Origin of the sequence: Streptosporangium sp. NPDC023615 (assembly GCF_040640155.1) — a bacterium.
Lineage (GTDB): Bacteria > Actinomycetota > Actinomycetes > Streptosporangiales > Streptosporangiaceae > Streptosporangium.
The window spans coordinates 117,694-137,676 of record NZ_JBFABE010000003.1; the positions used below are offsets into that span (position 1 = coordinate 117,694).

At 71.9% G+C, this 19,983-nt stretch carries 17 protein-coding genes; 5 read left to right on the plus strand and 12 right to left on the minus strand.

Annotation, left to right across the window (positions count from 1 at the left end):
- Positions 1–449: 449 nt before the first annotated feature.
- Positions 450–1,901, plus strand: coding sequence for a peptide ligase PGM1-related protein (locus tag AB0G16_RS03475; protein ID WP_362797924.1), 1,452 nt, complete (start codon positions 450–452; stop codon positions 1,899–1,901).
- Positions 1,902–2,029: 128 nt separating this feature from the next.
- On the opposite strand, the gene AB0G16_RS03480 is transcribed toward AB0G16_RS03475, so the two are convergent.
- Positions 2,030–2,251, minus strand: coding sequence for a hypothetical protein (locus tag AB0G16_RS03480; RefSeq protein ID WP_362797926.1), 222 nt, complete (start codon positions 2,249–2,251; stop codon positions 2,030–2,032).
- Positions 2,252–2,337: 86 nt separating this feature from the next.
- Here AB0G16_RS03480 and AB0G16_RS03485 point away from each other — a divergent pair, with 86 nt between their 5' ends.
- Positions 2,338–3,600 (plus strand): D-alanyl-D-alanine carboxypeptidase, encoded by a 1,263-nt coding sequence (locus AB0G16_RS03485; RefSeq protein ID WP_362797928.1) that lies wholly within the window; start codon positions 2,338–2,340, stop codon positions 3,598–3,600.
- Between the two features lie 83 nt (positions 3,601–3,683).
- On the opposite strand, the gene AB0G16_RS03490 is transcribed toward AB0G16_RS03485, so the two are convergent.
- The 3 genes from AB0G16_RS03490 to AB0G16_RS03500 are packed head-to-tail and all read right to left on the minus strand — an operon-like array spanning position 3,684 to position 7,029.
- Entirely contained in the window at positions 3,684–4,616 is a 933-nt protein-coding gene (locus AB0G16_RS03490; RefSeq protein ID WP_362797930.1) for a YihY/virulence factor BrkB family protein, read from the minus strand.
- Between the two features lie 59 nt (positions 4,617–4,675).
- On the minus strand, positions 4,676–5,680 hold the full coding sequence (gene trpS, locus AB0G16_RS03495) for a tryptophan--tRNA ligase (RefSeq protein ID WP_362797932.1): 1,005 nt from the start codon (positions 5,678–5,680) through the stop codon (positions 4,676–4,678).
- A 14-nt stretch (positions 5,681–5,694) separates the two neighbouring features.
- Entirely contained in the window at positions 5,695–7,029 is a 1,335-nt protein-coding gene (locus AB0G16_RS03500) for a hemolysin family protein (protein ID WP_362797934.1), read from the minus strand.
- 122 nt (positions 7,030–7,151) lie between these two features.
- Between AB0G16_RS03500 and galE the strand changes: the two genes are divergently transcribed.
- Positions 7,152–8,117, plus strand: a complete 966-nt coding sequence (gene galE / locus AB0G16_RS03505) for a UDP-glucose 4-epimerase GalE (protein ID WP_362797936.1) — start codon at positions 7,152–7,154, stop codon at positions 8,115–8,117.
- A gap of 71 nt (positions 8,118–8,188) precedes the next feature.
- On the opposite strand, the gene AB0G16_RS03510 is transcribed toward galE, so the two are convergent.
- The 3 genes from AB0G16_RS03510 to AB0G16_RS03520 all read right to left on the minus strand — a co-directional run bounded on the left by AB0G16_RS03510 (position 8,189) and on the right by AB0G16_RS03520 (position 12,758).
- Positions 8,189–9,052, minus strand: coding sequence for a hypothetical protein (locus AB0G16_RS03510; protein ID WP_362797938.1), 864 nt, complete (start codon positions 9,050–9,052; stop codon positions 8,189–8,191).
- Positions 9,053–9,284: 232 nt separating this feature from the next.
- The gene (locus AB0G16_RS03515; protein WP_362797940.1) at positions 9,285–10,262 is read right to left on the minus strand and encodes a malate dehydrogenase; all 978 of its coding nucleotides are present in this window, start codon (positions 10,260–10,262) and stop codon (positions 9,285–9,287) included.
- Positions 10,263–10,382: 120 nt separating this feature from the next.
- Positions 10,383–12,758, minus strand: a complete 2,376-nt coding sequence (locus AB0G16_RS03520) for a transporter substrate-binding domain-containing protein (protein WP_362797943.1) — start codon at positions 12,756–12,758, stop codon at positions 10,383–10,385.
- 245 nt (positions 12,759–13,003) lie between these two features.
- On the opposite strand from AB0G16_RS03520, the gene AB0G16_RS03525 reads away from it, so the two are divergent.
- Positions 13,004–14,593, plus strand: coding sequence for a hypothetical protein (locus AB0G16_RS03525; RefSeq protein ID WP_362797945.1), 1,590 nt, complete (start codon positions 13,004–13,006; stop codon positions 14,591–14,593).
- Positions 14,594–14,775: 182 nt separating this feature from the next.
- Here AB0G16_RS03525 and AB0G16_RS03530 read toward each other — a convergent pair whose 3' ends face one another.
- The 3 genes from AB0G16_RS03530 to AB0G16_RS03540 all read right to left on the minus strand — a co-directional run bounded on the left by AB0G16_RS03530 (position 14,776) and on the right by AB0G16_RS03540 (position 17,565).
- Positions 14,776–15,990 (minus strand): NADP-dependent isocitrate dehydrogenase, encoded by a 1,215-nt coding sequence (locus AB0G16_RS03530; protein ID WP_344889710.1) that lies wholly within the window; start codon positions 15,988–15,990, stop codon positions 14,776–14,778.
- A gap of 116 nt (positions 15,991–16,106) precedes the next feature.
- Positions 16,107–16,394 carry a hypothetical protein gene (locus AB0G16_RS03535; RefSeq protein WP_362797949.1) on the minus strand — a complete coding sequence of 96 codons (288 nt, stop codon included), beginning with the start codon at positions 16,392–16,394 and terminating at the stop codon, positions 16,107–16,109.
- 49 nt (positions 16,395–16,443) lie between these two features.
- The gene (locus tag AB0G16_RS03540; RefSeq protein ID WP_362797952.1) at positions 16,444–17,565 is read right to left on the minus strand and encodes a citrate/2-methylcitrate synthase; all 1,122 of its coding nucleotides are present in this window, start codon (positions 17,563–17,565) and stop codon (positions 16,444–16,446) included.
- Positions 17,566–17,746: 181 nt separating this feature from the next.
- Between AB0G16_RS03540 and AB0G16_RS03545 the strand changes: the two genes are divergently transcribed.
- Complete coding sequence (locus AB0G16_RS03545) at positions 17,747–18,400, plus strand: FHA domain-containing protein (protein WP_362797954.1); 654 nt, start codon at positions 17,747–17,749, stop codon at positions 18,398–18,400.
- A 159-nt stretch (positions 18,401–18,559) separates the two neighbouring features.
- Here the strand turns inward: AB0G16_RS03545 and AB0G16_RS03550 are convergent, their stop codons facing one another.
- Both AB0G16_RS03550 and AB0G16_RS03555 read right to left on the minus strand, forming a co-directional pair.
- Positions 18,560–19,420, minus strand: a complete 861-nt coding sequence (locus tag AB0G16_RS03550; protein ID WP_362797957.1) for a bifunctional methylenetetrahydrofolate dehydrogenase/methenyltetrahydrofolate cyclohydrolase — start codon at positions 19,418–19,420, stop codon at positions 18,560–18,562.
- A 157-nt stretch (positions 19,421–19,577) separates the two neighbouring features.
- Positions 19,578–19,751 (minus strand): hypothetical protein, encoded by a 174-nt coding sequence (locus AB0G16_RS03555; RefSeq protein WP_362797959.1) that lies wholly within the window; start codon positions 19,749–19,751, stop codon positions 19,578–19,580.
- Between the last annotated feature and the right edge of the window lie 232 nt (positions 19,752–19,983).

Genomic DNA, 19,983 nt, shown 5'->3' on the forward strand with positions numbered 1-19,983 from the left:
GTGTCAAAAAACGATCGCCGCGCCGACGGACCGGGTGGGTTCCCCGGACCGCGTCAGCGCGGGCTGGCCACCGCCGGCACGCAAGACGGCGGACCGGTGGTCCGGGGTGGCCGTCGCGTCGGCGATGACACCGACTTTATCTCTCCGGCCGAGCGGCTCGCCGACATCCGGGCCAAATGTTTTGTCACCACACCCTCCCCTTCTGACACTTATGCCCCATCCGGATGACAGAAGATGACTCCAATTGACCATAGGAACACTGGTCACCGTGGGGGGCGCGGACCCGGCGGGAGGGCGGCCGCCTCCCCCTCCCAAACGTCGCCCACCTGGCAATTTACGTGACCTCGGGTGCCGGTCATCGCACCCGGCGGAGTGATGTAAACAGGAAGAGTGCGTGTTTCACTTCGCTTATGATCACTAACATCCCATTCGGGAAGAGATGGTCGCGTTTGAGCATATTCGAACCGGACGAGGGCGCCCTGTTGGTCATTCCCTCCCTCTCGCTCCCCCAGGATGAACTGCGCAGCATCCCCGCGGCCCGCTGCTACGAGGAGAGGCTGCTGTTCCTGCTCCTCACCCTGCGCAGGCCGCGGGTGTCGGTCGTCTACGTGACCTCGACGCCGGTCGACGGCGCGATCGTGGACTACTACCTGAGCTTCCTCGACGACCCCGACGAGGCCCGCACGCGGCTGCAAATGATCAGTTTGGACGATCCCGACACGCATCCGCTCAGCGAGGCCCTGCTCCGGCGCCCGGACGTGATCGCTCGCCTGCGCGCCGCGCTCGCGGGCCCGCGCGACGGCGACAGGGGCGACGGGGGCGACGACAGGGGTGGTGACGGGGGCGGCGACGGGACCCGCGGGGACGCCGGGAACGCCTGGATGGTGCCGTTCGTGGTGAGCGAGTACGAGGAGCGCCTCGCCGGGATCCTCTCCCTGCCGATCTACGGCCCGGCCACCCGCCTGGCCCACCTGGGCTCCAAGAGCGGCGGCCGGACGCTCGGCGAGGCGGCCGGGGTGCCCATGGTCAGGGGGTTCGGCGACCTGCGGTCGCCTGCCGAGGTGGAGCGCGCCGTCCGCGCGATGAGCCCGGCGACCCGGCTGATGGTCAAGCTGAACAACAGCTACTCGGGAATGGGCAACGCCATCGTGACCACGGGCGACGGCCCGCTCCACGGCCTTCCCACGAGCTTCTCCGCGCCCGGCGAGGACTGGACGACGTTCGCCGAGAAGATCGCCGAGCGGGGGGCGGTGGTCGAGGAGTTCATCGAGGACCGGCCGCTCCGCTCCCCCAGCGCCCTGGTGAGGATCACCCCGGGCGGCACCTTCGACGTGGTCGCCACCCACGAGCAGGTCCTCGGCGGTCCCAACGACGACGTCTACCAGGGGTGCAGCTTCCCCGCCCGCCAGGAGTACCGGGCCGAGCTCAGCGCGTACGCCGAGCGGATCGCCCGGGTCCTGACGGACCGGGGCGTGGTGGGGTTGTTCGGCGTCGACTTCTTCGCCGTCAGGGACGGCGGCGGCCACCGGACGCTGCTGTGCGAGATCAACCTGCGCATCGGCGGCACCACCCACCCGTTCGGGGCCGCGATCCTGACCACCGGCGCCGCCTACGATCCCGGCACCGGCCTGCTCGTCCACGAGGGCCGCGCCAAGTACTACGTGGCGACGGACAACTGCTCCGCCCCCGGCCTGCTGGGCCGCACCCCCGGGGAGGTCGTCAAGCTGATCCAGGACGAGGGCCTCGGCTTCGACCGGGAGCGCCGCACCGGGAACGTGCTGCACCTGCTGGGCGCGGTCACCTGCTTCGGCAAGCTCGGCTTCACCAGCATCGGCGACTCCGCCGAGGAGGCCGCCGAGCTGCACCGCAGGACCGTGTCGACGCTGAACCGTCCCGCCTGACCGGGTCCCGCCCCCGCCGCCGCCTCTCCGGCTCCCGCCGGTCACCTCCGGCCCGCAGGCCCGCCGGCCCGCTCCGGTGCCAACGACGCCACCGGTCCGGCCGGTCGCCCCGGTCCCCGGGTCCGGAACTACAGGGACCCCCGGGACCCCCGGGACGCGCGCAGCGCCCGCAGGCCGATCGCGCCGAGCACGAGGGCCAGCACCAGGTTGACCGCTACCAGGATCCCGTGGACCACGTAGAACGACGTGGCACGGCCGTCCCCGAGGTTGAGGCCAAGGTTGATCCACTCGAAGATCATAAAAGCGGCAAGGCCGATCAGAAAAGCGGCGATCTTTCGCGATATTTGCATGATGTCAGTATTCCGCCGAGTGGCGCGTAGCTGGTCAGGGCACCTGTACTCCATGCGAACCGGCACGAAGCTACCCTGAGCTCATCATGGGGACCAGACACGTCGCGCCCGTCGGGGTGCTGCTCGCGGCGACCGCTTTTCTCGGCGCGCCCGCACAGGCCGGGACCGCGGCCCACCCGCCGGGCACGCTCGCGGGCACCGGCTCGCCCGTCACCGGCTCGCCGGGCGTCGGCTCGCTCCTCACCGGTTCGCCGATCACCGGTTCGCCGGGCGGCGCCCGGGGAGCGGCGGGCGCCGGTTCGCTCGAACCGGGCGCGGAAGGCGAGAGGGAGCCGGTCGGCGGCTCCCGGCTCGGGGAGCGGGGTCTCATCCTCCCCGCGGGCGTGAAGGCCCCGCCCAAGACCGCCGCCAAGGCGTACGTGATCGCCGACGCGGAGACCGGTGCGGTGCTCGCCGCCAAGGACGCCCACGGGCGCTACCTGCCCGCCAGCACCCTCAAGGCGCTGACCGCCCTCACCCTGATCCCCAGGCTGGACAAGGACCGGAAGGTCAGGCCGAGCAAGCGCGCGGTGAACGAGGAGGGCAGCGCGGTCGGCCTGGTCCCCAGGCCGCTCTACACCGTCGAGGACCTGTTCAAGGCCCTGCTGCTGGTCTCCGGCAACGACAGCGCGATGGCGCTGGCCGAGGCCAACGGCGGCCTGACCGCCACCCTGGCCGACATGAACGCCGAGGCCAGACGGCTTCAGGCGTTCGACACCGTGGCCATGACCCCGAGCGGGCTGGACAAGCCCGGACAGAGCAGCTCGGCCTACGACCTGGCCCTGATCGCCCGCGCAGGCCTGGCCAACCCCGATTTCCGCCGATATATCAGTCTGAAAACTGACAAGTTTCCGGCTCCCAAGGGCTACTACGAGATCGGCAACCACAACAAGCTACTCTGGCGCTACAAGGGGATGATCGGCGTCAAGAACGGCTGGACCTCCAAGGCCCAGGGCAGCTTCGTCGGCGCGGCCAGGCGGAACGGCCACACGGTCATCGTGTCCATCATGCGTCACGACGGCTACTTCTGGGACGAGGTCGCCGACCTGCTCGACTGGGGCTTCGCCAACCGCGACCGGGTCGCGCCGGTGGGGCACCTGGTCGACCCGGTCCCGGTGGCCTCCCCGTCCCCCGTCGCACCCGTGACCTCCGCGCCCCCGGTCGCACCGGCGCCGGTCTCGGCGGCCGATCCGTCCCTCGCGCCGCGTCCGCCGGGCAGTGGCGTCCCGATCGGCTACTACGTTCTCGGCGCCGGTCTGCTGGGCGGCCTGGCCTGGCTGGCGTACGGTCTGCGCAGGCGCTTCCGCTAGGCGGAGCCGCTCCGGGCCCTCGGCCCCGCCCCGGGCCGCCCCGGGCCGCCGCCGGCCGCCCGGGGCGGGGGCCCGCCGGGCGCTCAGGCGGGGATGGCGTTGGCCGGGACCGGCGTGGGGTCGGGCGGAAGGCCGAGCGAGGCGGTGGCGGTCCAGGCGGCGGCGTACATGATCACCCGGGCCGAGAGGTTGATCCAGACCAGCAGACCGACCACCACGGCGAACACCCCGTAGACCGGGTTGTTCAGGGTGCTGGACAGCACCAGCGCGGCGAGCTGCTTGAGCAGGGCGAAGCCGACCGCGCCGAACAGGGCGCCGCGCAGCAGCACCGGGAACGGCTGCCTGATGCGGCCCAGCCAGCGCAGCAGGATCAGGAACACCAGGACGTCGGCGAGCACGCTCACCGCCAGGCCGACCAGCCAGATCGTGGTGGTGGACACCACCGACCCCGACAGTCCCACCCACCCGGCGACGGTCCCGCCGGCCTGGGTGGCGAAACCGGCGACCAGCACCGAGGCCAGCATCGTGGTGCCGACCAGGACGAGCCCGGCCAGGTCCCTGAGCTTGGCCATGGCGAAGCCGAGCGGAGCCTCGGTCGTCATGGAGATCTCTCGCAGGGCCTCGCGCAGCGCGTCGATCGCGCCGAGCCCGGCGTAGAGCAGGCCGAGCAGGCCGATGATCCCGGCACTGGTCCGCGAGTCGGCGATCTCCTGGATCGGCAGCTTGTCGGCCAGGCCCGGCAGGTACTGGTCGATCGCCTTGCGCAGGGTGCCGGGGGCGTCCGGGGTGACGGAGAGGAAGTAGCCGAAGACCGCGAAGGCCAGCGCCACGATCGGGAAGAACGACAGGAAGGCGAAGTAGCTGACCGCCCCGGCGAGCCGGTCGCCCGCCTGGATCTGGTAGCGCTGGTAGGTCCTGACCAGGTGGTCGAACCAGGGCCACCTGACCCGGGCCGAGCCGAGTGTCGCTCCGAGCCGTTCACGGCCTGTCCGTACGCGTTCCCACACACCTGTCACCCGCGCCCCCTACCCCGTCACCGCCGTCTCGACCGCGAACGGCCGGACGACGCCGCAGATCACGGGGTGGGCAGGAACCCCACCATGTCGCGCACCTTGGCCATCGTCTCGGCGGCCACGGCGCGGGCCCGGCCGGCACCGACGGCGAGCATCCGGTCGAGCTCGGCCTCGTCGGCGAGCAGCTTCTCGGTCCGCTCGCGGATCGGGGTGAAGGTGTCGACCACCAGTTCGGCGACGTCCTTCTTGAAGGTGCCGTACCCCTGGCCGGTGTAGCGGGCCTCCAGCTCGGGGATGGGAACGCCGCTCAGCGCGGACTGGATGCGCAGCAGGTTGGTGACGCCCGGCTTGTTCTCGTCGTCGGCGAGGACCTCGGAGCCGGTGTCGGTGACCGCGCGCATGACCTTCTTGCGGAGCGGCCCCGGCTGCTCCAGCAGGTCGAGGATGCCCGCGGGCGAGGAGGAGGACTTCGACATCTTCGCCGTGGGGTCCTGGAGGTCGGTGATCTTCTCGACCCCCTTGACGATGTGCGGCTCGGGCAGCGTGAAGGTCTCGCCGAAGCGGTGGTTGAAGCGCTGCGCCAGGTCGCGGGTGAGCTCCAGGTGCTGCTTCTGGTCGGCCCCCACCGGAACCCTGTCGGCCTGGTAGAGCAGGATGTCGGCGGCCTGCAGGATCGGGTAGGTGAACAGGCCCACGCCGGCCGAGCTCTCGCCCTGCTTGGCGGACTTGTCCTTGAACTGGGTCATCCGGCCGGCCTCGCCCATGCCGGTGAGGCAGATCAGCACCCAGGCCAGCTCGGTGTGCTCGCGGACGTGGCTCTGCACGAAGACCGTGGAGCGCTCCGGGTCCAGACCGGCGGCGAAGAGCTGGGCGGCGGCCACCCTGGTGCGCCTGCGCAGCTCCTCCGGCCGGTACTCCACCGTGATCGCGTGCAGGTCGACGACGCAGTAGAACGCGTCGTAGCCCTCCTGCATGGCGACGTACTGCCGTACGGCGCCGAGGTAGTTGCCCAGGTGGAAGGAGTCGGCGGTGGGCTGGATTCCCGACAGGACGCGAGGACTGGCCATGGCAGACAATTGTGTCAGGTGTCCGGAGTGATCGGTGCCTCCGCCACCGCGTCCGGCACGTCCTGGCGGGGGGCGTTCCGCTTGATCCTGACCCGGGAGACACGGCGGCCGTCCATCTCCGTGACCGTCAGGTCGAATCCGGAGACCTCCACCCGCTCCCCCAGCACCGGAAGGTGCCCGAGGGACGACATCAGGAACCCGCCCAGGGTCTCGTAGGGGCCGTCGGGCAGGCGGACGCCGGTGGAGGACGCCACCTCGTCGAGGGTGGCGAGCCCTTCCAGCTCCGCCTCCCCGGCGGGCAGGGCGACGTGCTCGTCCTCCACGTCGTGCTCGTCGCGGATGTCGCCGATGAGCTCCTCGACCAGGTCCTCCAGGGTGACGATGCCGGCGGTGCCGCCGTACTCGTCCACCACGATCGCCAGGTGGTGGCCCTCCTTGCGCATCTCCGAGAGCGTGGCCATCAGCCGCTTGCTCGTGGGGACCAGCTTGACCGGGCGGATCGGCACCAGCTCGCTGATCGGCTCGATGGACCCGGTCAGCACCGGGTCGAGCAGGTCGCGGATGTGCACGAACCCCACGATGTCATCGTAGGAGTCGCGGTAGACCGGGAAGCGGGAGTGGGGCATGGCCGCGGCCAGGACCGCCGCCTCGGCCAGCCGCGTGTCCGCCGACATGAACTCCACCTCGGTACGCGGCAGCATCACCTCGCGGAGCTGCCGCTTGCCCGCCGCGAACACCTCCCCGATCAGGTGGCGCTCGTCGGCGCTGAGCTCCTGGTGGCCCACCACCATGTCGCGCAGCTCCTCGGTGGAGATCTCCTCGCGGTCGGCGTCGGGGTCGCCGCCCAGGAGCTTGACCACCCCGTCGGTGGACTTCGACAGCGCCCAGATGATCGGCCGCGACAGCGCGGCCATCCGGTCCAGGAACGGCGCGACCAGCAGGGAGATCCCCTCCGCCCGCTGCCGGGCGATCCGCTTGGGCGCGAGCTCGCCCAGCACCAGGGAGGCGTACGAGATCGCCAGCGTCACCAGGACCAGGGCGAGCGGGGCCGTCACGGCCTCGGGGACCCCCCAGGAGGTCACCACCGGGATGAGGTCCTTGGCCAGGGTGTCGGCGCCGAAGGCCGCCGAGAGCATGGTGGCCACGGTGACGCCGATCTGCACCGCGGACAGGAAGCGGTTGGGGTCGCGGGCGAGCTTGGCGGCCCTGGCCCCCCTGCGGCCCTGCGCGTCGAGCCGCCGTACCTGGCTCTCCCGCAGGGAGACCATGGCCATCTCTGCTGCGGCGAAGAACCCTCCGATCAGTACGAAGATCAAGACCAGGGCGATGTTCGCCAGGACGCTGTTCACGAGGTCGTCTCCGTCATGGCGGCCGCCCGTTCCGGCGGTGGCCGATATGTGATGTGCCAGCATATGCTGGCAGTAGACTTACAAAAGTAAACAAGTCCAAACATCATCGAACAGGAGGCTCCGTGAAGCTGCTCGTCACCGGAGGCGCCGGATACATAGGCAGCGCCGTGGCGGCGCAACTCGTCGAAGCGGGGCACGAGGTCACCGTGCTGGACGACCTGTCCACCGGTCACGCCGACGCCGTCCCCGAGGGCGCCCGCTTCGTCGAGGGGTCGATCACCGACGCCGCCGGGGCGCTCGACGGCGTGGAGGGCGTGCTGCACTTCGCGGCGAAGTCCCTGGTCGGCGAGTCCGTGGAGCGGCCCGGCCTCTACTGGGCGCACAACCTCGGCGGCACCCTCGCCCTGCTCGACGCGATGCGGAGCGCCGGGGTGGGCCGCATCGTCTTCTCCTCCACCGCCGCCACGTACGGCGAGCCGGAGCGCTCCCCGATCACGGAGAGCGACCCCACCCGCCCCACCAACCCCTACGGCGCCTCCAAGCTGGCGGTCGACACCGCGCTCGGCACGTTCGCCGGGCTGTACGGCCTGGCCGCGGTGAGCCTGCGCTACTTCAACGTGGGCGGCGCCTACACCGGCCGGGACGGCCGCGTCTACCGCGAGCGTCACACCGTGGAGACCCACCTGATCCCTAACGTCCTCGCCGTCGCGCTCGGCGGGCGCGAGCCGGTCAGCGTGTTCGGCACGGACTACCCGACCCCCGACGGCACATGCGTGCGCGACTACATCCACCTCGCGGACCTGGCCAGGGCCCACCTGCTGGCGCTGGACGCCTGCTCGCCGGGCGAGCACCGGGTCTACAACCTCGGCAGCGGGACCGGCTTCTCGGTGCAGGAGGTGCTCTCGGTCTGCCGCGAGGTCACCGGTCACGAGATCCCCTCGGTCGTCCGCGAGCGCCGCGCCGGTGACCCGGCCGTGCTGGTGGCCTCCTCCGAGAAGATCAGGCGCGAGCTGGGCTGGAAGCCCGAGCACCCGTCGGTCCGCGACGTCGTCGCCGACGCCTGGGCCGCCCTGTCCGGCCGCCCCTGAGACACCCGGCCCGGCCGGGCCCGTCCTGGTCCATCCGGGCCCGTCCGGCTCCACGTCCCGATCCGTCCCGGCTATCCCAGGCGGAAGCGGGCCGTGTTGTCGGCGGGGCGGCGGTCACCCGTCAGCGGGGAGTAGACCGTCGCCTCCGCCCTCGGCCCGCGGCCTCCCGGCGCGCGGCTCCCCGGCTCGTGCCCGCTCGGCTCGCGACCTCCGATCTCGTGACCCGGGGCCGAGAACGCGAGCAGGAGGGTGACCCGCCCGCCCGCGCGGAGCGTACGCAGGCGGCAGTCGGCGTAGCCGGTGCGGGAGTCGCACCGTGCCCCGCGCGCCGCCAGCAGGCGGGCGCCGCCGGTGTCGAGGAGGAGCCCGGCGTCCCGGACGGGCCGCGGGCCGCGGTTGCGCACCACCGCGGACACCAGGACGAGGCGACCGGCACGGGTCCTGCGCGACACCCCGACCGCCAGGTCCGTCCCCTCGTCCACCTCGGTCAGCGCCCGCGCGGAGTTGTTCGTCTCGTCGTCGTCCACGACCTCGGAGGAGAGCGTGGCGCTCGCCTCCAGCGGGCCCCGCGCGCCGGGCCGCACGATCGCGTCGAGCGTCACCCCACCGGTCGTCCCGGCCGGGACGTCGTCGGCCGAGGCGCAGACCACCTCGCCCGCCGCGATGCCGGGCAGGCACTCGGTGACGTCGGTGCCCAGCACCCGTACCCCGTCCGGCAGCCGGAGGGTGAGCACGGGCAGCACCGCGTCGCCGGGGCCGGCGTTGCTCACCTCGGCCCGGTAGCGCAGCGGCCGGCCGGGCTGGGCCCTGTCCGGGGAGACCAGCAGCCGCACCGACAGGTCGGCGCCGCCCCAGCCCTCGCCCTCCGGCGAGGCGGACGCCGCCCGGGACGGCACCGCGAGCACGAGACAGAGCACGGGCACAAGACCGAGCACGAGACCGAGACGGCGCACGGGACGGTGCGGGAGACCGGGCGCGGGACCGCGCGGAGGACGGGGCACACCGGCGGCGACCCGCGCCGCGGTGTGTCCTCCGACGATCGATGCCCCGACCACAAGTGATCATTGAACGACGGAACGTGCCGCCCGGCGATGAGCGACACGCCGCCTTTCGGGTCGGGCCCCTCGAAGGGGGCCCGATCAGACCGGGCCGATCAGATCAGGCCGATCAGATCAGGCCGAGCTCGCGGACCGCGGAGCGCTCCTCCTCCAGCTCGGCCACGGTGGCGTCGATCCTCTCGCGGGAGAAGGCGTCGATCTCCAGCCCCTGGACGATCTCCCACTTCCCGCCGCGCGAGGCGACCGGGAAGGACGAGATGAGGCCCTCGGGCACGCCGTACGAGCCGTCGGAGGGGATGGCGGCCGAGGTCCACTCGGTGCCGTTGACCCAGTCGAAGACGTGGTCGATCGCGGCGTTGGCGGCCGAGGCGGCCGAGGACGCGCCCCGGGCCTCGATGATCGCCGCACCGCGCTTGGCCACGGTCGGGATGAACGTGTCGCGCAGCCAGCCCTCGTCGACCAGCTCGGCCGCGACCTTGCCACCGACCTCGGCGTGGAAGAGGTCCGGGTACTGGGTGGCGGAGTGGTTGCCCCAGATGGTCATCTTCTTGATCTCGGTGACCGGTACCTGGAGCTTGGCGGCGAGCTGCGACAGCGCCCGGTTGTGGTCGAGACGGGTCATCGCGGTGAAGCGCTCCGCCGGGACGTCGGGGGCGTTCCGCTGAGCGATGAGCGCGTTGGTGTTGGCCGGGTTGCCGACCACCAGCACGCGGATGTCGTCGGCGGCGTTGTCGTTGATCGCCTTGCCCTGCGGGCCGAAGATGCCGCCGTTGGCCTGGAGGAGGTCGCCGCGCTCCATGCCCTTGCCCCGGGGACGCGCGCCGACCAGCAGCGCCACGTTGGCGCCGTTGAACGCCACGCCGGGGTCGTCGGTGACCTCGATGCCGCGCAGCAGCGGGAACGCGCAGTCGTCGAGCTCCATCGCGGTGCCCTCGGCGGCCTTCACGGCCTGCGGGATCTCCAGCAGGCTCAGCGTGACCGGGACGTCGGCGCCCAGCAACTGGCCCGAGGCGATGCGGAAGAGCAACGCGTAGCCGATCTGACCGGCGGCACCGGTGACGGTGACCTTTACGGGAGTCTGGGCCATGACCTTCCCTCACTCGAAGGATGAACTGTGACGCTCGGATGTTACCCGTCCGTCGCGGGAGGCCGTCCGGCGAGTACCCTCAACCACCCGCGGGGCGGCGTCCCGGCCCCGGGACGGGGCTCAGCCGCAGGGCACCATGGCGGGGAGGTCGTTCTCCCGCCCGGGGAAGTCGACCCGGGAGAAGTGCTCGTCGAGCAGCCTGCGGACCGTGCCGTCGCGGTGGAGCTCGGCGATCGTCCCCCTGACGGCCTCGCAGGTGCGCCCGTCGCCCCGCTTGAGCGCCACCGCGTAGCGTTCGTCGGTGAGCTCCAGGCCGAGCAGCCTGTGCCGGACGCTCTCCCGGTCGCCGAAGCCGGCCAGCAGCAGGTCGTCGCCGGGGATCGCGTCGATCCGGCCGTCCCGCAGCATGTTGACGCACTCGGTGTAGGTCTTGGCGGGGACGAGCCTCAAGGGCTTCACCCTGCCCTGCAGCACGGCGACCGAGGCGCTGGCCTCGGGTGCGCACATCCGGCTGTTCACCAGGCCGTTCACGGTCCGGATGGGCGAGTCGGCCTTGACCATCACGTCGACGTGGGCGAGGTAGTACGGCCCGGCGAAGGTCACGTCGTCCACGTCGTTGATCGAATAGGTGGCCAGCACCATGTCGACGCCGCCGCCGGCCAGCAACGACGGCCGGTCGGTGCGGCGGGTGGCCCGGAAGGTCACGCCGCTCTCCGGGACCCCCAGCGACTCGGCGATCTCCAGGGCCAGGTCGATCTCGAAGCCGCTCCACCTGCCGCCGCTCCGCAGCGCGATGCCGGGCAGGGAGTCGCGTACGCCGATGACGAGCCTGCCGGTCCTGGCGGCCTTGTCCACCACCGAGGCGAACACCTCGCCGGAGGGCCGCGCGGGCGTGCTCCGGGAGGTCCCGCGCGGCCACCAGACGGCGGCGGCCGCCCCCGCGAGCAGCAGCAGGACCACGGCGACGGCGATCCACCGCCCCCTGTGCGAGTGCCCCGTCCCCACCGGCGCCCCGGGACGGGTGGGTGTCTGCCAGCTCGGCGGCGGCACCTGCGCGACGTACCCGGCGTGGCCCCCGTGCTCGGGGTGACCCGCGTGCTCGGGGCGGGCGGGGTGCCCGGGATGATCCTGCGGCCCGGGAGGTCCGGGAGGCCCGGGGTGGTCGGAGTGACCGGCGCGGTCGGGGTGGCCGGGATGGTCGGGGTAACCGGGCCATTCGGCGGTGGCGGGGACGGCGGGAGGGGGGACCGGGTGACCCGCGGGGTCCTGGCCCGTGGAGCCGTGGCCCGCGAGGTTCTGACCCGTGAGGTTCCGGCCCGTGGAGCCGTGGCCCGCGGAGGACCGCTCCCGGTGGCCGCCGGAGTCGCGCCCCGAGGGGAGGGAAGGGTGAGCGGTGTCGCGGCCCGGGGGCGGCGGCGCCTCGTCCGCGCCTCCCCTGCCTCCCGCGCCTCCCCTGCCTCCCGCTCCTCCCGCTCCTCCCGGGGCCCTCGTCCCGGAGCCGGGGAGGCGCATCTGACTGGTGGCGTCGTCGTCCCGGTCCTCCCCCCGGTCCCGGTCCTCCCCCCGGTCCGGGAGCGTGCCCCGGGCCGGGCCGGGCCGGACGTCCCGGTCACCGGTCCGTGGCCCGCCGGTGGCGGAGACCTCGGCACCCTGGGTGAGGATGGCGGGCGAGGCGCTCGCCTCCTCGGGGTGGCCGAGCATCCGCAGCAGGATCCGGTCGGCGGAGGGCCGGTCGGCCGGGGACTTGGCCAGCGCCGCCCCGACCACGCCGCGCAGCGGCTCCGGCAGCACGCCGAGGTCGACGTCGTGGTTGAGGATGCGGTTGAGCACCACCGCGATCGAGCCGCCCTCGAAGACCGTCTCGCCGGTCGCGGCGAACGCGATGGTCGCGCCCCAGGCGAAGACGTCGGTGTGCGCGCCGACGTCGGCCCCGGAGATCTGCTCGGGTGCCATGTACGCGGGGGTGCCGATGGCCCGGCTGGTGATCGTGCCCGTGGAGTCGAGGATGCGGGCGATGCCGAAGTCGACCACCCGCGGCCCGTCCGCGGCGACGAGCACGTTGTCCGGCTTGAGGTCACGGTGCACGATCGAGGCGTGGTGGATGGCGGTCAGCGCCGTGGCCGTGCCGATCGCCAGCCTCTGCAGCGGGGCGCCCCGCAGGGGGCCGTCGTCCTCCACGACCTGGCGCAGCGACCTGCCCTCGATGTACTCGCTGGCGATGTAGGGGGTGTCGCCCTCCAGGTCGACGTCGAGCACCGCCGCCGTGCAGAACGAGGCGACCCGCTGGGCTGCCCTCGCCTCCCGGGCGAACCGGGACCTGGCGACGGCGTCACCGGTGAACTTCACGTGCAGCAACTTGATCGCGGCGCGCTCCCCCGCGGCGTCGATCCCGAGGTAGACGATGCCCTGCCCGCCCTCGCCGATGCGTCCGAGGACGCGGAACGGCCCGAGCCGGGTCGGCTCTCCCGCTCCGAGTGGGGCGATCTGCGGCATCATCGTCCTCGCGGTCTCGTAATCTTCGACGTGGCAAACTTTACGGCGCCATGACCCGCCCGCCCTCTCCGTTATCCCGACGTGACCCCATATTCCCTACGACAGGGCCCGTTCACCGTCCGTGCCCCGGCCGGGACGACGAGCGAACACGACTCCCCGATTTCCGACAATCGCCCCGATTCCACATTCCAGCCGCTTAGATCGCTACCGTTGACAGGTCCCTCAGGCAAGCCGGAGCAAAAACGTCCATGCGCCGATACATCGGATATCGCGAGTTCGTACAGCGCGATCAGCGTTCCCTCGTCGGCACCGCACTGCTCCTCACCGGTAGCCACGAGCAGGCGATCCGCCTGACACTGCGGGCCTTCCACACCGTGGCCATGTCCTGGCCGCCACCGGTCTGGGAGAACCCCACCACGCACGCCCAGATCGCGCTCTACCGCCGGTTCCTGCAGCGTCCGAGCGCCGCGGGGGACACGGCCCTGGTGCGGGTCCCGCCCCGGCGGCGGCTGCTCGTCGTGGCCTGCCTGCACGACGGCAGGACGCCCGAGGAGATGGCAGCCGTCCTCGACCTGCCGGAGGAGACCGTACGGGAGGAGATCGCCGAGGCCGTCGAGACCCTCACCAAGGGCGACGAGAAGCGCCTGGTCACGAGGATGAGGACGGCGGCCGGGGAGGCCTCCGTACCGGACCTCACCGGCCCGTCCATGCGCACGATCCGGCGCCGCCGCCTCCGCGGGGCCCTTCTGACCGTGACGGCGGCGCTCGTCCCGGTCGCCGTCGTCGTCGCCTTCACGCTGCTCCAGCGGGGCGAGATGCTGAACTCGGCGCTGGGCGGGCCGGACAGCGCCAACGCCGTCCAGGGCCACGAGCCCGTACGGGCGATCTCCACCCCCTCCCAGGACGTCTCCTCGTCCCCGGACCCCACCGCCGCCTCCCCGGCCCCGTGGCGGGCCCCGCGGACCTCCTCGGTGATCCGGTACGCCGTTCCCGCCCGCTGCCCGGACGCCGCCGCCCCCGCGCGGCCCGGTGACGTGATCTGCGCCGGCTGGACGCTCCGGCTGGTCCCCGGCGCCTCCCAGGACGCCGCTCCCGGCCGTACGGAGTGCGAGGGCGGCGAGCCCTGCGAGTCGACGCTCAGCGTCCCCGACGCCGCCCAGCGCCTCGCGCGCGGCGAGGGGGGCGACGAGGGGGGTGACCAGCGGCTCGATCCCGCCATCAGCCGCGACGGGCACCGGATCGCCTACCTCAGCGCGGCGGAGCGCCGCTACGTCGCCCACGACCTCGGCAGCGGCGTCAAGCGCTACCTGTCACCGGTCCTCGCGGCGGGCGACACCGAGAACGGCACGACGGTGAGCGTCTCCCCCGACGGCCGCCACTTCACCGTCGCGCTCGGCAAAAGGACGCTGCGGACCGACTTCACGACCGGCGCCCTGACGTCCGTGCCCGCCGCGCGGACGCTCCCGGCGGAGAGGGCCGCCCCGTGGCTCAAGGAGCGGTACGGCTCCTGGGCCGACTCCCCGAACGGGAGGTACTCCGCGGCGGTGGGCGGCGGCAAGGCCGCGCACCGGGACGCGCGCGGCCCGCGCGGCCTGCACGTGATCGACGCCGAGGCCCGGCGTGTCCTGCGGCGGCTCCCCCTGCCGGACGCGGGGCGTCCCGCCGAGGGCGAGGTGGTGAGCTGGCTGAACGGCCGTGAGCTGGCCGTCAGGATGAACACCGCGACCGGCGGGCCCCTCGGCCTCTTCCGGGTGAACGCCGTCACCGGGCGCGCGGAGCGGCTGGCAGGCCTCCCGGCCGACGCGGCCCTCGTCCTGGGGGCCACGAAGGCCCTGTGACCGGACGCCCCTGACCCCACGGTGACCCAGGCGACCCACGGAGACCCACGGTGACCCGGGACGTCCCGCCGGGCGCGTGAGGGACGGGAAGCGAGAAGCGAAAAAGGGCCGGTCCTCCTTCGAAGGAGGACCGGCCCTCTTCCTCGCGGGTCTTGGCGGGTCTTCGCGGGTCGGCCTCCCGGTCAGCCCATCTTCTTCTTGAGGTTCTCGTCCAGCGCCGCCAGGAAGTCCTGGGTGGTCAGCCACTTGGCGTCGCCGCCGACCAGCAGGGCGAGGTCCTTGGTCATCTGACCGCCCTCGACGGTCTCCACGCAGACCTGCTCCAGCTTGTCGGCGAAGTCGGACACCGCGGGGGTGTTGTCGAGCTTGCCGCGGTGCTGGAGGCCCCGGGTCCACGCGAAGATCGAGGCGATCGGGTTCGTGGAGGTGGGGTTGCCCTTCTGGTGCTCGCGGTAGTGGCGGGTCACCGTGCCGTGGGCGGCCTCGGCCTCGACGGTCCGCCCGTCCGGGGTGAGCAGCACCGAGGTCATCAGGCCGAGCGAGCCGAAGCCCTGCGCGACCGTGTCGGACTGGACGTCGCCGTCGTAGTTCTTGGCGGCCCAGACGTAGCCGCCCTCCCACTTGAGCGCCGCGGCGACCATGTCGTCGATCAGGCGGTGCTCGTAGGTGATCCCGGCGGCGTCGAAGTCGGCCTTGAACTCCGACTCGAAGACCTCGGCGAAGATGTCCTTGAAGCGGCCGTCGTAGGCCTTCAGGATCGTGTTCTTCGTGGACAGGTAGACCGGGTAACCGCGGGAGAGGCCGTAGCGCATCGAGGCGCGGGCGAAGTCGCGGATCGAGTCGTCCAGGTTGTACATCGCCATCGCGATGCCGGGGCCGGGGAAGTCGTAGACGTCCAGCTCGACCGGCGCGGAGCCGTCCTTGGGGGTGTAGGTGAGGGTCAGGCTGCCCTCGCCGGGGACCTTCAGGTCGGTGGCGCGGTACTGGTCGCCGAACGCGTGACGGCCGATGATGATCGGCTTGGTCCAGCCGGGGACGAGCCTGGGCACGTTGGACATGATGATCGGCTCACGGAAGATGACACCGCCGAGGATGTTACGGATGGTCCCGTTCGGGGACTTCCACATCTTCTTGAGGCCGAACTCCTCGACCCTGGCCTCGTCGGGAGTGATCGTGGCGCACTTGACGCCGACGCCGTACTGCTTGATGGCGTTGGCGGCGTCGATCGTCACCTGGTCGTCGGTGGCGTCGCGGTGCTCGATCCCCAGGTCGTAGTACTTCAGGTCGACGTCCAGGTAGGGAAGGATCAACTGGTCCTTGATGAACTGCCAGATGATCCGGGTCATCTCGTCGCCGTCAAGCTCGACGACGGGGCCCTCTACCTTGATCTTGGGCATGCGTATGGTTCCCCTTCTGAACTAATTTGACCAGACAGTCCTTTTTGAGGCTCACTGGCCGTTGAGGCTATCGGACGTGGTCGATCACCTCGCGGCGCACCCGGTCATCCGACCTGTCACATGGGTATGTGGTCCTTGAACTCCAGGATGGCCCCGGACACCATCAGCACGACGCCCAGGCCTCCCAGCGTGAGGGCGTCGGTGGCCCTGCGGCGGACGGCGAGCCGCCCGCCCCCGGCCAGCCGGGCGAGCGCCCCCAGGACCATGACGGCGCCCATGGCGATCCCGCCCCAGTAGGGCAGGTCCAGCAGCACGGCGCCGAGCAGCGCGACGAGCGCGCCGCCCAGCACCAGGGGGTAGGCCCCCCAGCGTTCGCCCTTCGCGTCGGCCGCTCGCGCGTTCACCGGCCCACCACCCGTTCTCGCCCCCGGTTCTGGCTCGTCGCTCCCCGGCTCATCGCTCGGAGATCGGCTTCCACTTCTGGTCCCGCTCGCCGATGTACTCGCTGTCCGGGCGGATCAGCCGGTTGTCGGCGTGCTGTTCGATGACGTGCGCGGTCCATCCTGACATGCGGCTGACCGAGAAGACGGGAGTGAATAGGTCCGTCGGGATGCCCAGGTAGTGGTAGACGGTCGCCGCGTAGAAGTCGACGTTCGGGTAGAGGCCCTTCGTCTCGAGGACGACCTCCTCCATCTCCTTGGACATGCGGTAGTAGGTGTCGTCGCCGGAGGCCTCGCCGAGTTCCTGCGACATCTTGCGCAGGTGCGTGGCGCGCGGGTCCTCGGTCTTGTAGACGCGGTGCCCGAAGCCCATGATCTTCTCGCCGGCGGCGAGCCGCTCGCGGACGTTCGCCGCGACCCCGCCCGGGTCCATGGACTCCAGGGTGCGCATGACCTGCTCGTTGGCACCGCCGTGCAGCGGGCCCTTGAGGGTGCCGATGGCGGCCACGACCGCCGAGTGCATGTCCGACAGGGTCGCGGCGCAGACCCGGGCGGCGAAGGTGGAGGCGTTCATCGTGTGGTCGGCGTGCAGGACCAGGCAGGCGTCGAAGATCGCGACCTCGCGCTCACCGGGGGTACGGCCGGTGATCTGCAGCAGGAAGTTCGCCGCCACGCTCAGCTCGGGGTCGGGGTCGGGGACCGCGCCCCCGGTCCTGGCCGCGTGGTAGCGGGCCACCAGGATCGGCTGCTGCGCGGTCAGCCGGGCCGCCTTGCGCAGGTTCGCCTCGGGCTCGTTGGAGTCCTTGTCCGGATCGTCGCCCCCGGCCAGCGAGACCAGCGTGCGCAGCGCCTCCATCGGGGCCTGCTTCTCGGCGATCTCGGCGATGTTGGCCTCGGCGAGGGTGCCGAGCGTGCGCCCCCGGACCAGCTCCCGTCCGTAGTCGGCCAGCTGCCGCGCGGTGGGGAGCGTGCCGCACTGCAACAGGTGCGCGGTCTCTTCGAAGGTGGTGCGACCGGCCAGATCGTGGATGTCGTAGCCACGATAGAACAGACGACCGGCCTGACCGTCGATGTCACTGAGCGCGGTGGACGCGGCTACGACATCGGCGAGACCTTTGGTGGGCTTGTCCGCCATGAGTGTTTCCTCCGCTTATCTGTGCCCGAAGTCTACCCCTGAGCAGCGGAAACCCTCCCAAGAGGTACACGCCAATTTCACGAGGGATTCTCCTTCTGGCAAAGGCGATTCCCCATCACCTCCTTTGGGTAAGCCGGAGCTGTAGGAATAGTTACGGCGGGCTACCTGGGGAGGAACTGCCGTGGAGGGGCCGTTCATACGCATCGAGGACACAGGCGAGGTGGTCCCGTTGCGCCCCGAGATCACGACGATCGGACGTGGCCGGGGAGTGGACATCCGGCTCACCGATCCGAGTGTTTCCCGGCTGCACGCGGAGTTCGTCCGGCGCGGACCCTACCTTTACGTCGTTGACCTGGGCCTGTCCCGCAACGGCACGCGGGTCAACGGCCGGCCGATCGCCCGCAGGGTGCTGGACGACGGTGACGTGGTGTCCTTCGGCGCGGCACGAGGCAGGATCGGCGGGGTCCCGCGTGAGGACTTCGCCCCGGAGGTCGAGCTCCGCCGCGCCGCGGCGCCGGAGCTGACCAGGCGGGAGGTGGACGTCCTGACGTCGCTGTGCCGTCCGGCGCTCTCGGACGAGGCGTTCGTGGCACCGGCCACGGCGCGGGAGATCGCCGACGACCTGGTGGTGACGGAGGCCGCCGTCAAGCAGCACCTCCTGCGCCTCTACCAGAAGTTCCGGATCCCGGAGGGGACCAACCGGCGCACCAGGCTGGCGAACGAGGTCGTCGCCCTGGGACTGGTCAGGCCCACCCCGGTGGTGCCGCCGCAGCGGGCCTCCGGCGCGCCCGAGACGCAGACGGCGGGCACCGGCGCGAACCGCAGGGCCTCGTAACCGGGCCCGCCCGCGGGCCGGTTCGCCCGCGGGTCCGGATCCTTCCACGACGCGGCCGGGACCACCGGGCGGCCGCGGGGACCACCGGCGGCCGCGCCTCACCTCACCTTGGTCAGCGGCCTCACCCTGGTCAGCGGGTCGCCGACGACCCTGAAACGGTCAGCCGTGCGCGCGGACACGCCTCTCGGCGGCCTCGACCACGTTGGTGAGCAGCATGGCCCGCGTCATCGGGCCCACGCCGCCGGGGTTGGGGGTGAGGAAGCCCGCCACGTCCTCGACGCCGGGGGCGACGTCACCGGCGATCTTCCCGTCGACGCGGGAGACGCCGACGTCGAGCACGGCGGCACCCGGCTTCACCATGTCCGCGGTGATCAGGTGCGGCACCCCCGCGGCGGCGACGACGATGTCGGCGCGCCGGGTGTGGGCCGGCAGGTCGCGGGTGCCGGTGTGGCAGAGGGTGACGGTGGCGTTCTCCGAGCGGCGGGTCAGCAGCAGGCCGAGCGAGCGGCCCACGGTGATCCCCCGGCCGACCACGACGACCTCGGCCCCCTTGATCGGCACCCCGTACTCCTGCAGCAGCGCCACGATCCCGTACGGCGTGCAGGGCAGCGGCGCGTCCACCATGTGGACCAGGCGGCCCAGGTTGACCGGGTGGAGGCCGTCGGCGTCCTTGGCCGGGTCCATCCGCTCGATCAGCGCCTGGGTGTCGAGGTGGCGCGGGAGCGGGAGCTGGACGATGTAGCCGGTGCACTCGTCGGAGGCGTCGAGCTCGTCGACGACCGCCTCGACCTCGGCCTGGGTGGCGTCCTCGGGCAGGTCCCTGCGGATGGAGGAGATGCCGACCTCGGCACAGTCGCGGTGCTTGCCCGCCACGTAGATCTGGCTGCCCGGGTCGGCCCCCACCAGCACGGTGCCGAGCCCCGGGACGACGCCCCGCTCCGCCAGCGCGGCCACCCGCACCGCGAGGTCCGCCTTGATCTTCGCCGCCGTGGCCTTGCCGTCGAGAATCCGAGCGCTCATAGGGGCCACCCTCTCACGGGATCGGCCACGCCCCGCTCCCCGCTCCACCCGGCGGTCGCTCGCCGAGCCGGCCGGGGCTCCGTCTCCCGGTGCACGGCGGTTCCGGGTGGGACCCGGCCGCTCCGCCGCTCCCCGCGCCCGACGATCTCGCGTGGGGTCAGCCGCGCTCCGCCTCCCTGCGCTCGATGATCCTGCGGGTGAAGGGGATGAACTCCACGGCCCGTCCGCCGAGGTAGGCCGCACCGAGCGCGAAGATGATCATCATCCAGGGGCTTCCCCAGATACCGTGCATGATCACGAAGGCGTACAGGGCGTGGTCGAGCGACGGCATAGGGAAGCTCCTGGATTCGGACGAAAGAGGATGCTTCACCCTAACCGCGGGTCAAACCTTTTTCAGCCGACCAGTCCTGTCCAAATGGCCACTTTCCTATCTCCCGTGTACGGCCGCCCACCTTCCGTACACGGCGGCCACCCTCCGGGGCACGGTCGTCACCGTCCGGACACGGTAGCCACCCTCCGGGGCACGGTCGTCACCGTCCGGACACGGTAGCCACCCTCCGGGG